Genomic DNA, 20132 nt, shown 5'->3' with positions numbered 1-20132 from the left:
CTTATATTAACCACTTCAAACTACATTCGTTATGTATATAGAAGAGTTATACTCGAAGGCTAGTGAAAATAAATTAATGATACTACCTCTTATTTTACATGAAGTTTTCTAGTCATTCACTCTTTTCCTATTTCCAATCCAAAAAGAAAAAGCATCCTTTTTCAAGGATGCTTTTTCAATCACATATAATTAAGACTCAAATTGATAAAGTGGTGTACTTAAATAACGTTCACCGTTACTTGGGATAATAACAAGTACCTTTTTCCCTTTACCTAACTTTTTCGCAACTTCTGTCGCTGCATAAATAACTGCTCCTGAAGAGATACCAACTAAAATACCTTCCTCTTTAGCCACTCTTCTTGCGTATTCGAACGCTTGCTCTGTTTTCACTTGAATGATTTCATCATATACTTCTACATCCAATGTTTCTGGAACAAATCCAGCCCCAATTCCTTGGATTTTATGTGGACCCGGTTTTCCACCAGATAACACTGGTGAATCCGCAGGTTCTACTGCATAAATTTTAATATCTTTATATGCTTCCTTCAGCACTTCACCAGCACCAGTAATCGTTCCACCCGTACCAATACCTGCAATAAACGCATCTAATTGGTCGCCCATTTGTTCAACAATTTCTGGACCTGTTGTTAAACGGTGAATTTCTGGATTCGATTGGTTTTTGAACTGTTGTGGTATAAAGTAACCATTCTCTTTTGCTAATTCAGTCGCTTTACGAATTGCTCCACCCATTCCTTCAGGCCCTGGAGTCAATACTAATTCAGCGCCATAAGCACGTAATAAATTGCGACGCTCAACGCTCATTGTTTCTGGCATTACTAAAATTGCCTTATATCCTTTAGCAGCTGCTACCATCGCTAAACCAATTCCTGTGTTACCACTTGTCGGCTCAATGATTGTATCGCCTTCTTTTAATAATCCTTTTTTCTCAGCATCTTCAATCATAGCTAATGCGATACGATCTTTAACGCTGCTCCCCGGATTCATAAATTCTAATTTTAAGTATATATCTGCGCTGTCTGATTCTACGATGCGGTTCAACTTAACGATCGGCGTTTTCCCGATTAATTCTGAAACTGATTGTGCCACTCGCATTCCTGTCACTCCTAACACCGAGTATTTTTATTGGTTTTGTCTATATTTAGATTTTGTCAGAAAATTCCCTGTTTGTCAATGTATTTAGAGGGTAAATTCCCTTATTACAAATTCTCAATTAAATTTGTAATATCTTCTTTAGAGAACTTGTATCGCTCATTACAGAAGTGACAATGAACTTCTGTTTCTTCTTCTTCTTCACGAACTTGCTCTAACTCCGTTTTACCTAAACTAATTAACACACTCTCGATACGTTCGCGTGAGCATGTGCAATTAAATTGAACATCCATCGTTTCTAATACTTTTACCTTATCTTCTCCAAGGACTGCATACAGTAACTCTTCTGGAGAAAGCCCTTGTTCGATCAATGTTGATACAGGAGGAATCTTCTGCAAACGCTCTTCAATGAATGAAATTGTCTCTTCCTGTGCACCCGGCATAATTTGAAGGATAAATCCACCTGCCGCTAATATGCTATCGTCTCCATTTACAAGGACACCAACACCTACAGAAGAAGGCGTCTGCTCAGAAACTGCAAAATAATACGTGAAGTCTTCTCCTAATTCTCCTGAAACAATTGGAGATTGACCAATAAACGGCTCACGCATACCAATATCTTTAATTACCGTTACAAATCCTTCAGTACCTACCGCTTGATATACACGTAATTTCCCTTGTTCTGTTCCTTCAAAGTCAACATGTGGATTCGTTACATAACCACGTACATCTCCATTTGCATGAGCATCTACTAAGATAGGACCAATCGGACCATTTCCTTCTACCTTAATTGTTAGCTTTTGGTCACCTTTTAACATTGCCCCCATCATTGTACCTGCAGTTAAAGAACGACCAAGTGCCGCTGAAGCTGTTCTCCATGTATCATGACGTCTTTGCGCCTCGCTTACCGTGTTTGTAGTACGTACACTATACGCACGCACTTCCCCATCAAATGCTAACGCTTTTACTAAATAATCTTTCATACTTATTTATTCACCTTTCTCATGCTGTAAATTTGCATTACGCTCGTATAACATATACAAACCTTTTAATGTTAAGAATGGATCTACAACATCAATTACATTCGATTCTTCTGAAATTAATTTCGCTAATCCACCTGTTGCAATAACTTTTGGTTCTTGTTTAGCTTCCTCTTTCATGCGCTTAACAATACCTTCCACTTGTCCAACATAACCATAAAGAATACCGGATTGCATCGCACTTACCGTATTCTTCCCAACTACACTGCTTGGTTTTGTAATTTCAATACGAGGAAGTTTTGCCGCTCTACTATATAAAGCCTCTGCTGAAATCATAATTCCTGGTGTAATAACTCCACCCATATAATGCTTTTCTTCGTTAATATAACAATATGTAGTAGCCGTACCAAAATCGACAATAATAAGCGGACTTCCATATAAGTGGATTCCTGCTACTGCATTTACGATTCGATCCGCACCTACTTCACGTGGATTTTCATATTTAATATTTAGCCCCGTTTTTATTCCAGGACCTACTACAAGCGGCTTAATTTTAAAATACTTTTCACACATGCGCTCTAAAGCAAACATAATTGGTGGTACGACTGAAGACACGATAATACCTTTCACATCTTCAAACGAAAGACCCTCATGCTCAAGCAACTGTTTTACAAGCATTCCATATTCATCTTCTGTCTTATGACGATCTGTTTCCATGCGCCAATGTTGACGAAGTTCCCCCTCTTCAAACACGCCCAGTACAGCATTTGTGTTCCCTACATCCAATACAAAAATCATATTCTCACCACTTATCTTATTTAATCTATATTTGTGCAGTATGTATAAAACTTATAAAAACATCATATCACACATACTTATATAATCAGCTTTTCTATCCTCATCATTTTACAAAAAGATTACTCCCTATTTCAATTTTTAGTACCAGATTTATTTAAATTCTTTTTCTACTTAGTTCCCTTCTACAAATAAAAAAGGAGTGACTATCGTCACTCCTTCATCTCTTCTTACTTATCTTCTGATTCTTCATCGTCCTTCTTCATGTTGATGTTTACTTTCACATCAGCTGAAGATGTTGGACGTTCTGGCAATCTGCCATAGTCACATAAATGATTGATTTGCTCTGCATCTAACGTTTCTACTTCAAGTAACGTTTTCGCAATAAGATCTAGTTTATCACGATTGTCAGTAAGAATTTGTTTTGCACGAGCATAACATTCTTTCATAATCGTTTGCATTTCCATATCGATTTCGTGTGCAATCGCATCACTATAGTTTTGTTCTGAATGGAAGTCTCTTCCTAAGAACACTTGACCACCTTGTGAGCTACCAAATTGCATTGGTCCAAGCTTATCACTCATACCAAATTCCGTTACCATACGTCTTGCAATACCAGTCGCACGTTGGAAGTCATTATGAGCACCTGTACTTACTTCACCAAATACAATCTCTTCAGCTACTCGACCACCAAGTAAACCAGTGATTTTATCAAGTAACTCTGGTTTTGTCATGAAGTAACGATCTTCTTTTGGAAGCATTACTGCATATCCACCAGCTTGACCACGAGGGACAATTGTTACTTTATGAACGACATCAGCTTCATCAAGGACAACACCAATTACAGTGTGGCCCGCTTCATGGAAAGCAACGATATTACGTTCTTTTTCAGAGATAACACGACTTTTCTTAGCCGGACCTGCAATAACACGATCCGTCGCTTCATCAATGTCACTCATATCAATTTTCTTCTTATCTTGACGCGCAGCTACTAAAGCAGCTTCGTTTAATAAGTTTTCAAGATCGGCACCAGAGAATCCTGGTGTACGAGTTGCAATTGCTCTTAAGTTGATATTCTCATCAAGCGGTTTATTACGAGCATGCACTTTCAGTACAGCTTCACGGCCATTTACATCTGGACGATCTACTGTAATTTGACGGTCAAAACGACCTGGACGTAATAATGCTGGGTCAAGAATATCAGGACGGTTTGTCGCAGCGATGATAATAATACCTTCGTTGGCACCGAATCCATCCATTTCAACAAGCAATTGGTTTAACGTTTGTTCACGCTCATCATGGCCACCACCAAGACCAGCGCCACGTTGACGTCCTACCGCATCAATTTCATCAATGAAAATGATGCAAGGAGCATTTTTCTTTGCGTTTTCGAATAAATCACGTACACGTGATGCACCGACACCGACGAACATCTCTACGAAATCAGAACCACTGATAGAGAAGAACGGAACGCCTGCCTCACCCGCAACGGCACGTGCTAGTAAAGTTTTACCTGTACCTGGAGGTCCCACTAATAGAACACCCTTCGGAATACGGGCACCAACTTCAGCAAACTTACGAGGATCTTTCAAGAATTCAACTACCTCAACAAGCTCTTGTTTCTCTTCATCTGCTCCAGCAACATCTCTGAAACGAACTTTTTTCTTTTCGTCATTATATAACTTCGCCTTACTTTTCCCGAAGTTCATAACACGGCTACCGCCGCCCTGAGCTTGGTTTAATAAGAAGAAGAATAAAATGAAGATAATGACAAACGGGATGATAGAAGTAAAGAAGGTTACCCAAGCACTTGTTTCTTCTGCTGGTTGATACTTAACTTCAGCACCTTGCGCTTTATCATTAATTTTCTTTTGTAATTCCTCAGTATTTGGTGCATAAGTAACAAATTGTTCTCCCTGGCTAGAGTTATTAAATTGTCCTTTTACTTCAAACACACCATTTTTCGGTTGAAGCTGCACATTACGCACTTCACCTTTTTCTAGTTTAGTAATGAATTTATCGTAGCTAACTGATGTCGTTTTTTGTGTCGAACCATTAAAATAGCTCACGATTCCAATTACTACTAGGAATATCAGTAAATAAAAGATGGTATTACGGAAGATACGATTCATTCCTAACCTCCTCTCACGGCATAAACACTATAGTAAATCGTAACATAGAAAAACTTTCCTATACAATTGTGACGCCTGTATTTAATTAATTTGAGTAAACGCTTGGTTTTAATACTCCTACATAAGGAAGATTACGGTACTGCTCTTTATAATCTAATCCATATCCTACAACAAATTCATGCGGTACAGTAAACCCAACATAATCCGCTTTCAAATCTACCTTACGGCCTGTTGGTTTATCTAATAACGTAACGATTTTTACAGACTTCGCTTTACGATATTTAAATAGGTCTACTAAGTAACTTAGCGTAAGACCGCTATCAATAATATCTTCAACGATTAAAATATCGCGACCTTCTACAGAAGTATCAAGGTCTTTTAAAATTTTCACTTCGCCTGTTGAAACAGTTGAGTGACCGTAACTAGATACAGCCATAAAATCCATTTCAAGATATGTATCTGTTCTCTTTAATAAATCTGCCATGAATGGCATTGCACCCTTTAGTACACCAATCGCAAGAGGTACTGTGTTTTTATAATCCTCTGCAATAATTGCGCCTAATTCGAGCACCTTTTCTTGTATTTGCTCTTCAGAAATTAATACTTTTTCGATATCTTGATTCATCATTTCATTATCCTCCCGGAAGACTCCTTGCTTTTGTAGTGAATAATCATATATTTATCCTTCTTTGCTGTCTCTTTTGAGATAGCAAATGCAGATCGCTTCAACAAGGGTAACCAAATAACATTCCCACTTGCATCACAAACGACCGGCCATTCTTCTCTTTTTTCTCTTGGTACTTTTGCTTCGATAAAAATAGCTTTTATCTTTTTAGTGCCATTCATACCTTGTATTGACATGCGATCTCCATTTTCTCTAGACCGAATACGAAGTGGATATGATATATCATTATACTTAGCAACAAATACTGTTTCATTCATGTCACTTGGTATATCTTCGCTCACCTCTGTTACAAGTTTATCCCCGTTCGATAGCGTAATTGTCCCAGGAACTGATAAATCTTGTAAGAAAGGAGAAACAATTTCTTGTTTAAATCCAAAGCTACACTCCTCATATGCGCGAACAATTTTCAAATCACCTGGGAAATCAAGTGAACCCGAAGGTTGTGTCCGCTTAAAAAACTCAATCACTTTGTCAATATGTATAGAGGAAAGAGAAGATGGAATCTTATATTCATAAAGATAGTTTAATATTAGTTGAATCCCTCTTCTTTGTAAAGGCATAGACATGGATTCAAAGGCAGGAATTGATAAGCTAATTTGTTTATCACTTTTTTTTGTAATTACTTTATTCATTTTCTCAAAAGCTAATTCCTGCAAATACGCCTCATCCTCTTGCATCTGCATGCTAAATTTTTGGAATTTCTCATGCACTTGTGGGTTTTCTTCTTTCAAATGAGGAAGAACATATTTACGTAATCGATTCCTTGTATATACTTCCTTTTTATTACTTGGATCTATACGAGGAATTATTTTCAGCTTATTACAGTAATCAACAATTTCTTCCTTTGTTACTCCAAGTAACGGCCTAATTAAATATCCATTATGAAAAGGACGCTTCACTGCAATTCCTGCATATCCTTTCGGAGTACTCCCTCGTACAAGACGCATTAAAATCGTCTCTACTTGGTCATCACCATGATGTCCAAGGGCTACATATCTCGCATCATATTTCTTCATTATTCTTTCCAAAAATGCATATCTGCATTCTCTAGCAGCAACCTGTGCATTCATCCCGTATTGCTGTTGATATTGCGACACATTAATTCTTATCGTTTCGCAAATAACTCCCAGTCCTTTACAAAGGTCCTGCACAAACTGTAGGTCCTCATGAGATTCATCACCTCTAAACATGTGATCCACATGCGCCACTACAATTTCAAACTGTTTTGCCGCTCTTTTTTCTAACAAATAATATAGAAGAGCCAAAGAGTCAGGACCACCAGAAACCCCTACAACAATTGTTGAGCGTTCCTTTAATACATCATGCTGCTTTACAAAGTCATCTACCTTTTCAACAAATGTATCTTTCAACTTCGTAATCACCTTTCATTAAACAAGAACAGCAACGTTAGTTACCTTGTTTATAATGGTACAACTTTTACAAACATTGTGCAAAAAAAAGATATACAAAAATTACATTTTTATCTTACATCATCCGTATATATTCACAAAAATAATAACATTATCTTTTAAAGCAAAAAAACCTAGGTATTCACCTAGGTTTTTAGAAAGAAACATTACACTTCAAGTTTCACTTTATTGCGCTTGCATTCCTACAATTGGAATGGTAGCCCACTTCGGCATATTTTTCTTCACTTTCGCTACTACAATAGTCATATCATCATTTATATAACCATCGCCAGATCGAATCACCTCTTCCATAATGATATCAGCAATTTCTTGCGGATCTTCAGTTTGTAACTCTTTAATTTTCCGCTTCATCCATAACTCGTGATTCTCCACATGCTGCGCGCCCTCAAAAATCCCATCACTCATCATAATAAGAATATCACCTGTTTTTAATTGCTCACCCACTACATCAACTTCAACATCCTCGATAATTCCCATTGGTAAATTACTTGCTTCAATTTTCAAAATATTATTTGCGCGTTTAACAAAACTCGGCGTCGATCCAATCTTTAAAAACTTCGCACTCGCATCCCGTAAATCTACCATAGCTAAATCTAACGTCGTAAACATCTCTTCTGTTGTTCTTAAAGAAAGAATAGAGTTAATAGACTTAATCGCTATTTCTTCATCAATACCTGATTGAAGTATTTTTTGTAATAATTTCACCGTTTCTTTACTCTCCATATGAGCTCTTTGCCCATTTCCCATACCATCACTAATTGCAAGGGCATATTTCCCAACACTTAAATCCATCATCGCATAAGAATCACCCGAAACAAACCCACCGCCTTTCGCGGCTGTGGCCAAGCCGGTATCAAGGGAATACGTTTTTGCTGAACCAAATGATATTAAACTGTGCCCATTCGGATAAGAAGATTTTTCTTCATGTTTCACAACTATGTTTTCCTTCAGGATATCAGAAAGCATTGGTGCAACTAATTTTTCACACTCTCCATGTTCATTAGATGCAACTGGAATCAACATTTCAATATCAATACTTCCTCTATCTAAACAATAAATATCAACATGCTCTATTTCTACACCAAAATCACGAAACGCTTGCAGAATCTGTTCTTCCTGTACTTGATGATTTTCCCTTTCTCTTTGTATCTCCTTAGCAAAATCCTCCATAACTTTTGATACACCTAACAATTGCTCCGCTACTATTCTACGATTTTCTTTCATTTGTTTTCGTAATTTTTGTCCCTCATAGAAGTGATCTAATTCACCCGCTACTAAATCCGTCACTTTCTTGCCTCTTACGCAATGCTTGTCCCATTCACGAACTAACTTCCGATTATGCTGCAGAGTTCCTTCTTCCGTTTCACTCATTATTTGTTTCATATAATCATACGTTTTATCGAAATTAACTACCCAGCATTGGTCCTTTTTAAAGCATGTTTGACATGTTTTTGCAGTAATTGTACTTAAGAACAAATCTGCCTCCGTCTCTTTATCTTCCTCCTCCACATATCCATATACAGAAAAGCTATTAGATAAAGCAGCAAATACATTGGCAAATTGATTGATTTTATTCGCTGTAACATCACGCATTCTTCTTAAATACTGTTGTTGATCTTGCGAATGCTCCTGTGTGCCTGGCATAAATTTAGCAATACGATCCATAACAAGTTTCGGTGTTAATAAAAAGAAAGCAATCGCCACACCAGATTCAATTAAAGTTGTCACAATGTTTGTTTGCTTGTCTACATATAGCGTAATCAAGCTTGTCCCAATTAATAAACCTAAACTAACACCTAAGCGTTTCCCTTCTTTTAACAAACCACCAAGCAATCCAGAAAAGGCAAGCAGACTAAGTTGGGACAAACTAGAGACATTTGCTAAGCTTAATATTAACCCAGTGACGACCCCTACTGTAGATCCTGTAGCCGCTCCTGCGATAAACGCAAACACAAGCACTAAATACCTAGTAAAAATATGTTGAATAGAAGCGTCATATATGAACCAATCTGTTGTACCAGTTAAAACAGATGCTAGTAATATAATTAAACAAACAATTTCTTCTGTCTCTAACGCTTGTTGTTTCCCTTTTCTTTCTACTAAAAGCGGGACACTTTGTAAAAATATCATAGTTAATACGAAGCTAAGCCCTGCCTCAATCGTACTAACGAGTAAATCGTACATGGTAACAGTTTGTTGTGCAAAATATACGACAACTAAATGTGCAGTTAATGCGGAGATAAATACTTGGAATGGTACAAGTCCAACAGTTTTACGTGTAAACCGACTAAAGAAGATATTATAAATGAAGAAAGTAAAAATAGATGCAAAGGTAAAGAATAAATTATCTATCGAAACTGAAAGTGCGCCCCCCATTAGGGCCAAGAATGCGAGCGGCATTTTATCCCGCTTCATAACATAAACAGCAGCAAAAAACGGTAGTGCAAACGGTAAAATGTTTGTTAATATATATGCTCGTCCCAAAAGAAAACCAATAACAACAATAATGAATCCCCATCTAAAGAAAACTTGCTCAAACTTCATTCGCAACTTACTCGTCCACTTTACTCCTCCAAGCTGACCTTCATTCATTGCCAATGCACTTGTATTCATAGTATTCCTTCCTGCTTTAGGCATATTTTTAACACCACCTGCATAGTTTAGTTACTGTCATTATAAAAGATGATTATTGGGATTTTTGTCAAAACAACAGTTTTCACTTTTATAATCGTTCGACTTTTTATTCGAAATAACTCTACATATATACACAGTATGTATTTTATTTTTAATATTTTAATCGAACATTCAGAAAATATAGGGTGATTTTGTAGAAGTGTTGTATGTCTTAATTTATTTAACAAAAAAAGATCATGCGCATTTGCATGATCTTTTTAGATGACCCGTACGGGATTCGAACCCGTGTTACCGCCGTGAAAGGGCGGTGTCTTAACCACTTGACCAACGGGCCGTTAAATTAAATATAGCGGCGGAGGGGATCGAACCCCCGACCTCACGGGTATGAACCGTACGCTCTAGCCAGCTGAGCTACACCGCCATGTCGTCTTATTTAACGGACAATTAGTATCTTACCTCAGATATAATTTAAAGTCAACACATCTTGAAAACTTTTTTAAAAATATATTTTCACATATAAAAAAGCACCCTGAGCAATCGCCCTGGGCACCTCTCTATATTCTAAGAATTAAACGTTCTTATTATCCGCGACGTGCGCCACGGCCACCACGTTTAGATTCAGTGTTACGCTTTAAAGAAGTTAAACGATCTTCGCTATCCTTTAAGAAACGTGCCATCTTTTGCTCGAATGTTTCTTTTGGAGCACGGTCGTTACCGCCACCACGGTTATCTCTGTTGAAAGAACGATTACGTTGTGGACGTCCAGAACGTTGTTGATCACCACCGCGTTGGTATTCACCACGTGGACGATCTCCTTCTGTTTTTTCACGCTCTTTCGCTTTTTTAATAGATAGACCAATCTTACCATCTTTTTCAACGTTAATAACTTTTACTTCTACTTGGTCGCCCACTTTTAAGTGATCGTTAATATCTTTCACATAATTATCAGCAACTTCACTAATATGAACAAGACCCGTTAAGCCTTCTGGCAGCTCCACAAAAGCCCCAAAATTTGTAATACCTGTTACTTTACCCTGTAACTTGCTGCCTACCTCGATTGACATAAAAAAAATGCTCCTCCTTAGTGGTTAAAAAGTCAAATTTTACTTTATTATATATAATCCTAAAATATAGTGTCAATAAGACATACTCTACTTAGAAACAGGAAAAATTATCTCCCCTTTTCCAGAGAAGAAATAATCCCTTCTAGCAATCTTTAATACGTACTCTTCATCATTTAACTTTTGAACTTCGTCTTTTAGACTCTTTTCTTTGTTCGTTAATGAATCCAGTTCTTTTTTCATGTCCTTAACTTTTGCTTCTTTTGCTTTAATGGAACTGTTTTGTTGATAAAACGTTACACTAATACTCGCAATAATTGTAAAAGCAAAGACAAGAAAAACCGCTAAACGGCGATAAAGTCGCTTCCTGTTCTCATCCGTTTGTATTATATGCTCTTTAACAGGATTTGGACTCTGTTTTTCGATTGTTCTTTGTCTCAGTTCCCTCATTTCCGAGGTCCCCCTAACTTCTTTTTTATACGCTCCCATAATTGGAAGATATGTCCCTTCAATTTTGCTATATATTGCAGGAACCCTACATGCTTCATTATAAAAAGTTTAACACGATTAGGGAGAAGTTTCCATATGAGCGAAGCAATAAATCGAACAGGCCAGAAAAAAACTTTCCATATGAAAAGTAATATCCAAATCACCATTTTCCATAACACATGTCCAATTGAAAGCAGTATACGAAATAAGAATAATATAAATGCAATAAATAGCTGCGCTATAATAATAACAGGTTTTATCATGAGTAGCTGTATAATTTGAACAAAAAAGTGTGTTGTTTGCACAAAAATATAGATGAGAAAATTTAACAGTCTCATGTATATTGCTTTCAACATGCTTTGATATGCCGCAAAACCACATAATAATGCTAAAAATACATATATACGTAGTTCAGCTTCATTTACAAGAAGTAATACGTAAAAAACGAATAATGCTTGGACAATCCAAAATAGTATATCATGTATAAATACAATCCAACGCTTACGTTCTTGACGTTTTAAAAATCGTTGGTATGTATCTAAAGACGCTCCAATCCAAGCACCCATTCCGATCATTGAGAGCATCGTATACAACTGAATTGTTAGACTCATTTAAACAACTTACTAAAGAAGCCTTTAGTTTTCTCCCCTTGATTCTCATCAATATACAGCATTTCATGAACTTTCCCTTTAATCGATACAACACCTTTTTCTACATCTAAATTTTTCATTTGCAAATTTTGACCGCGAATTGTTAAAAAGCCCATTACAGTCTCAAGTAAAAACTCTTCGCTATCAAAACTCTCTACCTGCTTTACACCGGTAATATCAATTACACGTCTGCCACGCATAATAATATCATGCTCTACAGAAACATTTTGTTGATTAGAAGACATAGGTGAGTAACCATTATTCACGTAAATCCCCCCATACATTTATACTAGCTAATAGTAATGTATGAAGGGATAATCAATTTTAGAACAAGCCTTCTTCGGCCTTTACTTTTTCTTCACGAACTAAGCTATACATATTTGCTGCATCTTCTTTTTTAGTCGTTTCTTTCAATTCATTTATTTTTACAGTTACTATTTTTTGACCAAAACGAATTGTTAATTCATCAGCTACTTTTACATCTGAACTTGCTTTTGCCACTTGACCATTAATGGATATTCTTCCTTGATCAGCTACTTCTTTCGCCAATGTTCTTCTTTTAATTAAACGTGATACTTTTAAAAACTTATCTAGACGCATATTAAATCCCCCTATTAACGCTCTGTTTGTTTTGCCTCTTCCCAGAAAATATCTAACTGCTCTAATGATAAATCTTGCATCTCTTTCTTCATTTCAGCTACCTTTGCTTCCATGTATAAAAAACGACTGACGAATTTCTCATTTGTTGAACGTAACGCTTCTTCTGGATCTATTTTATAATGACGAGCTATATTAACAAACGCAAATAGTAAATCGCCAAATTCACTTAACATCTTCGCCTCATCCATGTTTGTAACTTCTTGTTGGAACTCTTGCCATTCTTCTAAGGCTTTCTCTATCATCGGCTGTACATCAACCCAATCGAAACCAACCTTACCAGCTTTTTTCTGGATTTCATAAGCGCGTAGTAACTGCGGCAAACTTTTTGGAACCCCATTTAAAACAGATTCTTTTACAAACCCTTTTTCTTGTTTTTTAATTTCTTCCCAATTGGCAATTACTTCATCGGCATTATTTACATCCGTATTCCCAAATACATGCGGATGACGACGAACCATTTTCTCAGATAAAGTTCGAATAATATCATCTATAGAGAACCAACCTTCGTCCTCTCCGATTTGGGCATGAAGCATAACTTGTAATAATACATCACCCAGTTCTTCTACTAAGTGATCATCATCCTCTTCATCAATTGCTTCTAGCACTTCATAAGCTTCCTCAATTAAATACTTCTTTAAAGATTGATGTGTTTGCTTTTTATCCCATGGGCAACCATTCGGTCCACGAAGGTCTGCAATAATTTCTCTAAGCACATCAAACTGTTGATACAAGGACGCACGTTCCTGAACTGGCGGTACGTACACACTCGTTAAATTATTCAACTCCGTTTCATGATCTAACATGTACAACGGCACCTTTTTCACTTGCTCAAATGAAGTCCCTGCAGCTGTTACGATATACACTTCATAATCATCTGGCAGCATCTCCATTAATGTTAATTTCACATCTGATGCAACGAATGCGTCATATACCTGGCAAAAGATTAAGTGTTGACGTAATTCTAATTGTCCTCTTTCAAATGATGTAGCGTCAATTAATTGGAATCCTTCAATCGGATCAATCTTAAGACTTGCAAACATAGGATCAAGGAAACTTTGCCCACCTTCAATTCGCACTTCAATATTCGCTACTTCACTTTTTTCCAATAGTAGCTGAACCGTTCTTTCCGCTACAAGTGGATGCCCTGGAACAGCATAGATGATTTCTGCACCTTCAGCTTGTTTTAGCAATGTATTCGCAATTGTTTCATATACAATTTCAAATGTATCATGTGCTTCATATACATTGTCAAAAGCAGTATATCGTATACCTTCTTTCTCTAACTCTTCTATAACGGGATGTTCCTTCGTTCTAACAAACATGTGATCTGCTTCTTTTATTTTTCTATATACACCCATCGTTAACTGATCTAATTCACCAGCACCTAATCCTAAAATAGTAATGATTCCACTCACAACCTGTCACCTCTATCCACTCTTCTTCAATGAACCTTCTTTTTTCTCTTTTTTCATAACAGTTCCTATTTCTGTTTTTGTAAATACACGTAATTTTAAAATGAAAAACATATATGCCAATCCGCCGATGGCTACACCTAACAACGCCTCAAGTGTTGCAACACCTCTATGACTTGTATCCATTACTAATCCAGACATTTGCAATACACGCATAAACATTATTAGTACAAATCCCATACCGATACCACTAATAACTATACCTAACATATTCCGTTTGTCGATAAGCGATTCGGATACAGCTCGCATAAGTAATACACTATTTAGTATAGAAATTACAATTAACGCAACTAGCGTCGCAATTGCAGCTCCCTTCACACTAAAATATGGCATTAATATATAATTTAAAGCTAACTTTAAACAACCGCCAAATATAACGAATATTGCTGGTTTTAATGTTTGTCCTAACCCTTGCAAAATAGAAGCAGTTGTAATCGACAATGAACTAAATAAAATAGATAAAGATAAAATAGATAAAATATCTGACCCATCACTATTTTCAAACAACATAATATTCGTAGGTTGGATAATACAAGTTAATCCAATGGCTGCTGCAAATCCGATAACAAATGTTATTTTCATCGCTAACCTTACCTTTTCTCGAATAAAGGTAAGATCCCCTCTTTCCTTCGCTGCTGTAATAATTGGAATAAGCGACAACGAGAAGGAAGTTGTCACGACAGTACCCAATTGCATAAGCGGGATACTTCTGTCATAAACACCTTTTAACACCTTTGCACTTTCAACCGGCTCTCCCGCTCCAATAAGTAGAGAATAGAAAGAAATAGAATCAGCCATTTGTATAAAAATAAGTACTAAGTTACTAACACAAATCGCTAACCCCTGCCAAAACAGGATTTTTATAATCTTCTTTTTCCCTTTAATCCTCTTTACACTTTTGAAGAATATAGAACGAAAGTCATGACGCATATAAAGTATAAGTACGATAATCCCAATCAATCCACCTGCGATTGAACCGAGCATAGCACCTGCACCAACTGTATATAAATCAAATTCGTGAGCAATTAGGAATAGAGATAAAAATACAATAATAGAAACACGAATCGTTTGTTCTATCACTTGCGAAACAGCTGTTGGCATCATATTATTGAATCCCTGGAAATATCCTCTTGCTACAGATAAAAACGGCATCAATATGAATGAAAAGGAAATAACGCGTAATAGCTTATCTAAGTGTATATCGCCCATAGCTATCGCAATTGCTTCGGCACCAAAGAACAATGTAAAAAATCCTATGAAACCAATCCCTAATAAAAACCAAAAAGATACACAAATAATTTCCTCTGCTTCTTGTTTTTTCCCTCGCTCTAATCGTTCCGCAACCATTTTTGAAATTATAATAGGGAACCCATAAGTAGCTAAAATTAAACAAAATCCATAAAATGGATAAATTTGTTGGTAAATATAAAAACCAACGTCACCCGCTATATTTTGATATGGAATACGGTAAAAGGCGCTTAATACCTTTGTAACAAAACTTGCGATTGTTAATATAATAGCCCCACGCCAAAAGGCTTGATACTTCTTCGATTCCATGCAAGAAAACTCCTTTTTCTATTCTCACCCCTCGTATTATATCATAAAGAAAAGGACAAGCTTCCTTACCTACACAAGTAAGAATACGTTCGTGCAACGTTAGAAATATTCAATGAAAAAAGGTAGCAAAGCGCTACCTTCATTCAATATACATATATCTCCAAATAATTGATTTCTCAAGAAGAAATATCATAATTAGGAAAGATTGCTACTTCTAAAATCATACACCTTTACTGTTCCATTTGTTTCGCTAAGAAACTGGCAGCAGTATTGACCGCCTTGTGCTCTATTTCGCTTATAATCGCTTCTTTTGAAAAAATAATGACAGCCCCAATTGGGTCTCCATTTGCAACAATCGGCCCAACTGTATAAGAATGAACCTTTTCTGTTACACCATCAATAATGGAAATATCACTTTCGTCCGTCATAATAACAGACTTTCTTTCTTCCATCGTTTTTTCAATTAGATCGCCAACGCTTTTATTTAAGTATTCTTTTTTTGATACACCTGATACTGCGATAATAGAATCTCGATCACATACAAGCACATTATGTCCTAAGCTATCATATAAAGCATCTGCATATTCTTTTGCAAAATCACCTAGCTCGCTAATTGGAGAATATTTCTTTAAAATTACTTCTCCATCGCGATCTACAAATATTTCTAGTGGGTCCCCTTCTCGAATACGTAAAGTTCTACGAATTTCCTTCGGGATTACTACCCTACCTAAATCATCAATTCGACGTACGATTCCAGTTGCTTTCATTCTAATGCTGCCTCACTTTCTACTGATGATGAAAGTGGTGAATTTACCTGTTCATGTAAAAATCACCAACTGTTAGACATAGTATTTTACACATTAGTTCTTCTATGCACGTCGAATTGCATTTTTTTATCTAATATTAGGCATTTATGACTTCTTTTTTTACATCTGGCAAGCCTTTTAATAAATTTTCAGCAATTGTTAACCACTTCGATGTCTCTAAGCCATTTGTTTTCATGACGATTTTCAATTGTGATCCTTCCATTCCTAGACCGATCATTCGTCCAAAACTATTTCCGAGCATGAATAATTTTCCGCCATCAATGTTTTGACTCGCTTGTTCTGAGAACAGAATTGTTACTTCAAATTTATTTTGCTTAATTAATTCAATTTGTTCTTTCATTGCTAATACTTTAATATTTGCGATTTGCAATAAGTAACCAACTTCTTGCGGGTAATCACCAAATCTATCTATCATCTCTTCCTGCAACTCTTCAATATCCTCAATTGCAGAAACACCTCTAAACTGTTTATACATCATAATTTTTTGTTTACTATCAGAAATATAAGCATCCGGTAAATATGCATCTACTTCTAAATCAATTTCAACATTAACTGTATTTTCAACTCCGTCTGTTCCTCTACGCTGTTCAATTGCATCTTTTAACATTTGAGAATATAAATCAAATCCGACAGAATCAATAAATCCATGTTGTTCGGCTCCTAACAAGTTACCAGCACCACGAATTGATAAATCTCGCATCGCAATTTTGAAACCAGATCCAAGCTCTGTGAACTCCTTAATGGCTTGCAGGCGCTTCTCCGCAACTTCCGATAACACTTTATCCCGTTTGTATGCAAAGTAAGCATATGCAACACGATTAGAACGTCCAACACGCCCACGAAGCTGATACAACTGCGATAATCCCATACGATCTGCATCAAATACAATTAATGTATTTACATTTGGAATATCTACACCCGTCTCAATAATCGTTGTACTTACAAGAACATCATGCTGTCCTTCTAAAAACGATAGCATAACAGACTCTAATTCACTCTCGTTCATTTTCCCATGTGCATAAGTTACACGCGCATCTGGAACTAACATCGAAATTTCATCTGCTTTTCGTTCGATATCCTCTACACGATTATATAGGAAGTAAACTTGACCACCTCTTGCAAGCTCCCGTTCTATCGCTTCTCGCATTAATGCTGGATTATACTCTACTACATATGTTTGAACCGGGAAACGATTTTCCGGCGGCGTCTCAATAACAGATAAATCACGCACACCAAGCATAGACATATGGAGCGTACGCGGAATCGGAGTTGCCGTTAATGTTAATACGTCAACATTTGCTTTTAATTGTTTAATTTTTTCTTTATGCGTTACGCCAAATCTTTGTTCTTCATCAATAATGAGAAGACCTAAATCTTTATAAGTAACATCTTTAGATAAAATACGATGCGTTCCGATTACAATATCTACCGTGCCATCTTTTAAACCTTTAATGGTTTCATTTTGCTGCTTTCTCGTACGGAATCTACTTAATAACCCTATATTGATTGGATAATCTTGAAAACGCTCTCGAATTGTTTCATAGTGTTGTTGTGCAAGGATCGTTGTCGGCACTAAAATTGCAACTTGTTTTTCATCCATAATTGCTTTAAACGCCGCACGAATAGCTACTTCCGTCTTTCCATATCCTACATCACCACAAAGAAGCCTATCCATTGGACGTCCGCGTTCCATATCCTTTTTAATCTCTTCAATAGAACGCAATTGATCCTCTGTCTCTTGATACGGGAAAGACGACTCAAATTCTTGCTGTTCTGCTGTATCTGGTGTATATGCATAACCCTTTGAAGCTTCGCGCTCAGCATATAGTTTAATTAGGTCATCCGCAATGTCTTGTACAGATTTTTCAACTTTCGTTTTGACCTTCTTCCAATCATTTCCACCCAGTTTATAAACTTTCGGATCCTTACCTTCAGATCCTACATATTTTTGCACTTGGTCAATTTGTTCAATTGGAACGTATAACTTATCATTACCTTGATATTTAATGTTTAGATAATCTTTATGAACACCGTTAATCTCTAATGTCTCAATACCTAAGAATTTACCTATACCATGATTTACATGAACTACATAATCCCCAACTTTTAATTCCGAATAACTTTTAATACGTTCAGCATTCGATAACTTTTGCTTACGTTGTGATTTTTTAACTTTCTTATGAAAAAGCTCTTTTTCAGTAATGACAACAAGCTTTTGCATCGGCATTTCAAATCCTGCATGCAAATCACCTACAGCAATTTGTAACCTTCCAGGCAACAATATATCTGTGCCCTCTACAATATCTGCCTCAATATCATAATCACTTAAAATATGTTGTAGTTTTTTCACACGTTCATCATCTGTACCTAGCACAACAGTCGTAAAATGCCCTTCGTTCCATCTATCAATTTCAGTTTTCAACAACTGCATCTGCCCATGGAAATCTTGCATTGTTTTACATGTCACATTCACAATGTTTTGTGGATGTGTATGTGCTATATGACGTAAGAATAACGTTAAATATACAAAGCTTCTTTTTTTATGATGAAGAAATTCTTCAAACGAATGAGAGAAAGTTAAATCTTGAATAATTGTTCCCTCACCAAGAAGGGATATATACCATTCCGCCTCTTCTGTTTCAAGATGTGATGCTGTTTCTTGAATACGTGAAATCTCATCTAAAATCACAACACCATCTTCTGGTAAATAATCTATCAGACTAGCAGGTTCGTTATAGAAAATAGATAAATATTTAAACATCTGTTCTATACTTTGCCCGTTTTTTAACATCTCAATTTCATGACTTACCGTCTCAAGCACTGTAGTCTTCAACTTATCATCGGAAAGTTTTTGCATCGTCTTAGTCAGGCCTTCTTCAAGATGCTTAATTCCCGATTTCAATTCTTCCTGCGAAAATAAAAACTCTGTTGCTGGACCAAATCTAACACTTTCTTTTTTATCTTGAGAGCGCTGTTCATCCACATCAAATAATCGAATAGAATCAACTTCTGTATCGAAAAATTCAATACGAAATGGTAGCTCTTCAGTTAGTGGATAAATATCTAATATTCCCCCGCGTAAACTAAATTCTCCAGGAGCTTCTACCATAGACTTACGCTCATAGCCGATATGATGTAAAGTATGCAAGAATGTATCTAAATCAATCTCTTGCCCTAGATTGATTTCGATTTGCCTTTGCTTCCACAACTCTTTCATTGGTAAAAATCTGCGTAGTCCTGCAACTGGTGCTACAATAATCCCATGTTCTCCTGCAGCTAAGCGATTTAACACTTCAATACGTTGCGCCTTCAATTCTGGGCTTGCAACACCAAGTTCTGATGCTATCAATTCATTTACTGGATATAGCCATACATCCTTTTCACCAAGTAACGCCACTAAATCTTCATGTACTTTTTGTGCTTGATATAAATTATGCGTCACAATAAGTTGTGATTTTTTTGTTTTTTTATATAAGGCCGCCATTAATAACGAACGAGAAGAGGTTGCCATACCTGATACAAGTTGCTCTTTTAAACCATCTTCTAATCCATTAATGACCGATTGGATCTCTTCATTTTTATAAAATTGCTCTAATAAACCTATCATTTTCAAAACCCCTCTCAACATAAAGAGCAAGCCACTATATTTT

General features: G+C 36.4%; 16 protein-coding genes and 2 tRNA genes. All 18 read right to left on the bottom strand.

Annotated elements, in window-relative coordinates; all coding sequences use genetic code 11:
- Positions 1-189 precede the first annotated feature (189 nt).
- Complete coding sequence (gene cysK / locus ACTFR9_RS27145; RefSeq protein WP_061536306.1) at positions 190-1113, bottom strand: cysteine synthase A; 924 nt, start codon at positions 1111-1113, stop codon at positions 190-192.
- A gap of 104 nt (positions 1114-1217) precedes the next feature.
- Entirely contained in the window at positions 1218-2093 is an 876-nt protein-coding gene (gene hslO / locus ACTFR9_RS27140; protein ID WP_000656366.1) for a redox-regulated molecular chaperone HslO, read from the bottom strand.
- Between the two features lie 6 nt (positions 2094-2099).
- Entirely contained in the window at positions 2100-2888 is a 789-nt protein-coding gene (locus tag ACTFR9_RS27135) for a type III pantothenate kinase (RefSeq protein ID WP_000578367.1), read from the bottom strand.
- 227 nt (positions 2889-3115) lie between these two features.
- Entirely contained in the window at positions 3116-5017 is a 1902-nt protein-coding gene (gene ftsH / locus ACTFR9_RS27130) for an ATP-dependent zinc metalloprotease FtsH (protein WP_001079659.1), read from the bottom strand.
- Between the two features lie 85 nt (positions 5018-5102).
- Entirely contained in the window at positions 5103-5645 is a 543-nt protein-coding gene (hpt, locus tag ACTFR9_RS27125) for a hypoxanthine phosphoribosyltransferase (RefSeq protein ID WP_000981838.1), read from the bottom strand.
- The gene (tilS, locus tag ACTFR9_RS27120) at positions 5642-7072 is read right to left on the bottom strand and encodes a tRNA lysidine(34) synthetase TilS (RefSeq protein WP_000655447.1); all 1431 of its coding nucleotides are present in this window, start codon (positions 7070-7072) and stop codon (positions 5642-5644) included. The genes hpt and tilS overlap by 4 nt, the downstream gene beginning before the upstream one ends.
- Positions 7073-7297: 225 nt before the next feature.
- The gene (gene spoIIE, locus ACTFR9_RS27115) at positions 7298-9769 is read right to left on the bottom strand and encodes a stage II sporulation protein E (protein WP_001123528.1); all 2472 of its coding nucleotides are present in this window, start codon (positions 9767-9769) and stop codon (positions 7298-7300) included.
- 259 nt (positions 9770-10028) lie between these two features.
- Positions 10029-10100: transfer RNA gene (locus ACTFR9_RS27110), tRNA-Glu, on the bottom strand.
- A 13-nt stretch (positions 10101-10113) separates the two neighbouring features.
- Positions 10114-10187 (bottom strand) — tRNA-Met (locus ACTFR9_RS27105).
- A gap of 160 nt (positions 10188-10347) precedes the next feature.
- On the bottom strand, positions 10348-10830 hold the full coding sequence (locus ACTFR9_RS27100; protein ID WP_000021452.1) for a S1 domain-containing RNA-binding protein: 483 nt from the start codon (positions 10828-10830) through the stop codon (positions 10348-10350).
- 87 nt (positions 10831-10917) lie between these two features.
- Positions 10918-11277, bottom strand: a complete 360-nt coding sequence (gene divIC / locus ACTFR9_RS27095; protein WP_001208736.1) for a cell division protein DivIC — start codon at positions 11275-11277, stop codon at positions 10918-10920.
- Positions 11274-11927 (bottom strand): spore cortex biosynthesis protein YabQ, encoded by a 654-nt coding sequence (gene yabQ / locus ACTFR9_RS27090; RefSeq protein WP_000059762.1) that lies wholly within the window; start codon positions 11925-11927, stop codon positions 11274-11276. Before yabQ ends, divIC begins: the two co-directional genes overlap by 4 nt.
- Positions 11924-12232 carry a sporulation protein YabP gene (gene yabP, locus ACTFR9_RS27085; RefSeq protein ID WP_001059101.1) on the bottom strand — a complete coding sequence of 103 codons (309 nt, stop codon included), beginning with the start codon at positions 12230-12232 and terminating at the stop codon, positions 11924-11926. The genes yabQ and yabP overlap by 4 nt, the downstream gene beginning before the upstream one ends.
- A 58-nt stretch (positions 12233-12290) precedes the next feature.
- Positions 12291-12566 (bottom strand): RNA-binding S4 domain-containing protein, encoded by a 276-nt coding sequence (locus ACTFR9_RS27080; RefSeq protein ID WP_001234876.1) that lies wholly within the window; start codon positions 12564-12566, stop codon positions 12291-12293.
- Positions 12567-12580: 14 nt separating this feature from the next.
- Complete coding sequence (mazG, locus tag ACTFR9_RS27075; protein ID WP_071743058.1) at positions 12581-14041, bottom strand: nucleoside triphosphate pyrophosphohydrolase; 1461 nt, start codon at positions 14039-14041, stop codon at positions 12581-12583.
- A gap of 12 nt (positions 14042-14053) precedes the next feature.
- Positions 14054-15655: a putative polysaccharide biosynthesis protein gene (locus ACTFR9_RS27070; RefSeq protein WP_229136863.1), complete on the bottom strand. Its 1602-nt coding sequence runs from the start codon at positions 15653-15655 to the stop codon at positions 14054-14056.
- A gap of 230 nt (positions 15656-15885) precedes the next feature.
- Positions 15886-16422, bottom strand: a complete 537-nt coding sequence (gene spoVT / locus ACTFR9_RS27065; RefSeq protein WP_000648302.1) for a stage V sporulation protein T — start codon at positions 16420-16422, stop codon at positions 15886-15888.
- 136 nt (positions 16423-16558) lie between these two features.
- Complete coding sequence (mfd, locus tag ACTFR9_RS27060; protein ID WP_000579713.1) at positions 16559-20089, bottom strand: transcription-repair coupling factor; 3531 nt, start codon at positions 20087-20089, stop codon at positions 16559-16561.
- Positions 20090-20132: the final 43 nt, after the last annotated feature.

This window comes from Bacillus cereus group sp. MYBK222-1, assembly GCF_051916425.1.
Taxonomy (GTDB): Bacteria; Bacillota; Bacilli; order Bacillales; family Bacillaceae_G; genus Bacillus_A; species Bacillus_A paranthracis.
This window is presented reverse-complemented; position numbering and strand designations above follow the sequence as displayed.

Bases quoted from the DNA above. Each gene is read 5' to 3' on its own strand.
- cysK (WP_061536306.1), bottom strand. From the start codon at position 1,113: ATGCGAGTGGCACAATCAGTTTCAGAATTAATCGGGAAAACGCCGATC.
- mfd (WP_000579713.1), bottom strand. From the start codon at position 20,089: ATGATAGGTTTATTAGAGCAATTTTATAAAAATGAAGAGATCCAATCG.
- spoIIE (WP_001123528.1), bottom strand. From the start codon at position 9,769: ATGCCTAAAGCAGGAAGGAATACTATGAATACAAGTGCATTGGCAATG.
- ACTFR9_RS27070 (WP_229136863.1), bottom strand. From the start codon at position 15,655: ATGGAATCGAAGAAGTATCAAGCCTTTTGGCGTGGGGCTATTATATTA.
- ACTFR9_RS27080 (WP_001234876.1), bottom strand. From the start codon at position 12,566: ATGCGTCTAGATAAGTTTTTAAAAGTATCACGTTTAATTAAAAGAAGA.
- hpt (WP_000981838.1), bottom strand. From the start codon at position 5,645: ATGATGAATCAAGATATCGAAAAAGTATTAATTTCTGAAGAGCAAATA.
- ACTFR9_RS27100 (WP_000021452.1), bottom strand. From the start codon at position 10,830: ATGTCAATCGAGGTAGGCAGCAAGTTACAGGGTAAAGTAACAGGTATT.
- yabQ (WP_000059762.1), bottom strand. From the start codon at position 11,927: ATGAGTCTAACAATTCAGTTGTATACGATGCTCTCAATGATCGGAATG.
- ftsH (WP_001079659.1), bottom strand. From the start codon at position 5,017: ATGAATCGTATCTTCCGTAATACCATCTTTTATTTACTGATATTCCTA.
- ACTFR9_RS27135 (WP_000578367.1), bottom strand. From the start codon at position 2,888: ATGATTTTTGTATTGGATGTAGGGAACACAAATGCTGTACTGGGCGTG.
- spoVT (WP_000648302.1), bottom strand. From the start codon at position 16,422: ATGAAAGCAACTGGAATCGTACGTCGAATTGATGATTTAGGTAGGGTA.
- hslO (WP_000656366.1), bottom strand. From the start codon at position 2,093: ATGAAAGATTATTTAGTAAAAGCGTTAGCATTTGATGGGGAAGTGCGT.
- divIC (WP_001208736.1), bottom strand. From the start codon at position 11,277: ATGAGGGAACTGAGACAAAGAACAATCGAAAAACAGAGTCCAAATCCT.